The 2,518-nt window shown below is 35.5% G+C and carries 1 protein-coding gene; it reads left to right on the top strand.

Translation table 11 applies throughout. The features are described from left to right. Positions 1-386 precede the first annotated feature (386 nt). Entirely contained in the window at positions 387-2,300 is a 1,914-nt protein-coding gene (gene glgB, locus BUB96_RS10060; protein ID WP_073298689.1) for a 1,4-alpha-glucan branching protein GlgB, read from the top strand. The last annotated feature ends 218 nt before the right edge of the window (positions 2,301-2,518 follow it).

Here is a 2,518-nt window from a genome sequence, read left to right as displayed (position 1 = left end):
TGCTTTTTTGTCTCTTTTTAGCATTTTCTTTTCAAATAAAAATCTTCTATATCGTTCAATCAAGAAAAAAGCAAAGGATAACTTCTAATCATTTTCTAATTTTAAGGTTTTAGTTTAATTTTTAGAAGCTTAATATTTATTGCTCGAAAAATAAGTTGAACTATAAAAATTATCAGTTTTAAAAAAACGATTTCTTTATTGTAGTTAGATTCATTTATATAATAATAGAGAAATGTTCCTCATCATATATTTTGAGTTTCAAAACAGAATCCTGTACAATGAAACTAATCAAAACATTTTATTAAGTACAGAAATGTCTGTTAAATTAAAAATAAATGAGAAAATAATAGAGTAAAATATTTTATTCAAAATAGGGGAAGATAACTATGGAAAAACATTCAAAGGTGGATGCAATCGAAAAGCTCAATCAAGAACTATACTTATTTAATCATGGTCAATATTTTGATAGTTATCACACATTCGGCAATAAAAGGGTAGACGGTGGCGTGCGTTTTACTGTTTGGGCACCTAATGCGAAGAATATCGCTGTCGTCGGCGATTTTAATCACTGGGAAGAAAATCATCAGATGGAAAAAGTAGGGGACACCGGAGCGTGGTCGATTGTTGTTCCCGAGGCCGAAGAAGGGCAATGTTATAAATATAAAGTCACTCAGTATGATGACGCTGTTGTGTTTAAAATAGATCCTTATGCTTTGGAATTTGAAGTTCGTCCAAAAGATGCTTCTATTATTAAAGAACTTCCAGAGAAAAAGTGGGGCGATAATAGCTGGTTAGCGTCTCGTAATCGCTGGCCCATTTACCAGCGACCATTAAATATTTATGAAGTTCATCTAAGCTCTTGGCGACATCATGAGGATGGGTCTTGGTATACCATTCCTGAACTTCAAGAAGAACTTATTCCATATGTTAAAAAAATGAACTATACGCACATTGAATTTATGCCGTTGATGGAACATCCACTTGATGCTAGCTGGGGTTACCAATCAACTGGCTTTTTTGCTATATCGTCAAAATTTGGAACAATCGAAGAATTTCAAAATTTTGTAGAAGCTGCTCATAAAGCAGGGATTGGCGTATTGATGGATTGGGTCCCTGGACATTTTAACCGAAATGATTATGGGATGGCTTATTATGATGGAACAGCTCAATACGAATATTCTGATCCTAATTTAGCCAACAATAATCGATGGGGAACGCTCAATTTTGATTTAGGAAAGAATCAAGTGCAAAGTTTTCTGATTTCAAATGCACTATTTTGGATTGAAACCTTTCATTTAGATGGAATTCGTGTGGATGCTGTCAGTAATATGCTTTATTTAGATTACGATGAAGGGCCTTGGACCCTGAATGAAGATGGCAGTAACGATAATAAAAAAGGTGTGGCTTTTATCCAAAAATTGAATACCGTCCTTTTTGAAAGACATCCTTCACTTATTATGGCGGCTGAAGAAAGTACGGCTTGGAAAAAAGTTACTCATCCAGTCAGCGAAGGGGGGCTCGGCTTTAATTATAAATGGAATATGGGATGGATGAATGATACCTTGAATTTTTTTGAGATGGATCCTTTGAATCGTAAAGATGCCTTTCAATTGATTACATTTTCATTTATGTATACGTTTAATGAGAATTTCATCTTACCTTTTTCACATGATGAAGTGGTTCATGGGAAAAAATCATTGATGCATAAACAGGTTGGAGATCGCTATAATCAATTTTCAGCCTTAAGAACTCTTCAATCATATCAAATGTTTCATCCAGGGAAAAAGCTGAACTTTATGGGGAATGAATTTGGTCAGTTTTTGGAATGGAAATACGATGAAGGCTTAGAGTGGCAAAGTTTGGAAGATGAGATGAATGCAACGCATTTGGACTTTACTCAAGCATTAAATATATTCTATAAAGAACACCGAGCCTTATGGGAATTAGATCATGACGAAGAAGGCATTGAAATTCTAGATGCAGATAATGCAGAAGAATCAGTCTTATTGTTTATACGTAAAGGGAAAAAAGCGCGCGACTTTTTGGTCATTTGTTGTAACTTTACTCCCATTGAGCGGCATCATGTTCGTATAGGCGTTCCCTACAAGGGAAGTTACACAGAAGTTTGGAATACGGAACGTAAAGAATTAGGGGGCACTTGGGTTGAGGGGCAAGGGGTTCTTGAATCAGAAGCCAAATCTATCCATCAACAAGAGCATTCTGTGGAACTTATTTTGCCCGCGATGAGTGTGATTGTTTTAGCTCCAAAACGAGTATATGGCGTTTTAAAAGATGAGTAAAAGGAATTTATTTAGCTATTATTTTTATCGTTTTTCGGCAGAAGACTCTCACTTCTAAGCAAAGCGAAAGTGGAAGATGAATGCCGATTGAGCGTCAGCTCAAAAGCCTTTCGTTTCTAATGCATGCGTACTAACTCAAACAATGCTTGTGTAAAGGTGCTAATCTCATTTTGCTTCTGGTATTCAGAAATTCTTGCTTCCAATTTCTTTGGAAACCG

Source organism: Atopostipes suicloacalis DSM 15692 (assembly GCF_900129085.1).
GTDB classification, from domain to species: Bacteria; Bacillota; Bacilli; order Lactobacillales; family Carnobacteriaceae_A; genus Atopostipes; species Atopostipes suicloacalis.
This window is presented reverse-complemented; position numbering and strand designations above follow the sequence as displayed.

Coding starts and splice junctions, on each gene's coding strand:
- glgB (WP_073298689.1), top strand. CDS start 387: ATGGAAAAACATTCAAAGGTGGATGCAATCGAAAAGCTCAATCAAGAA.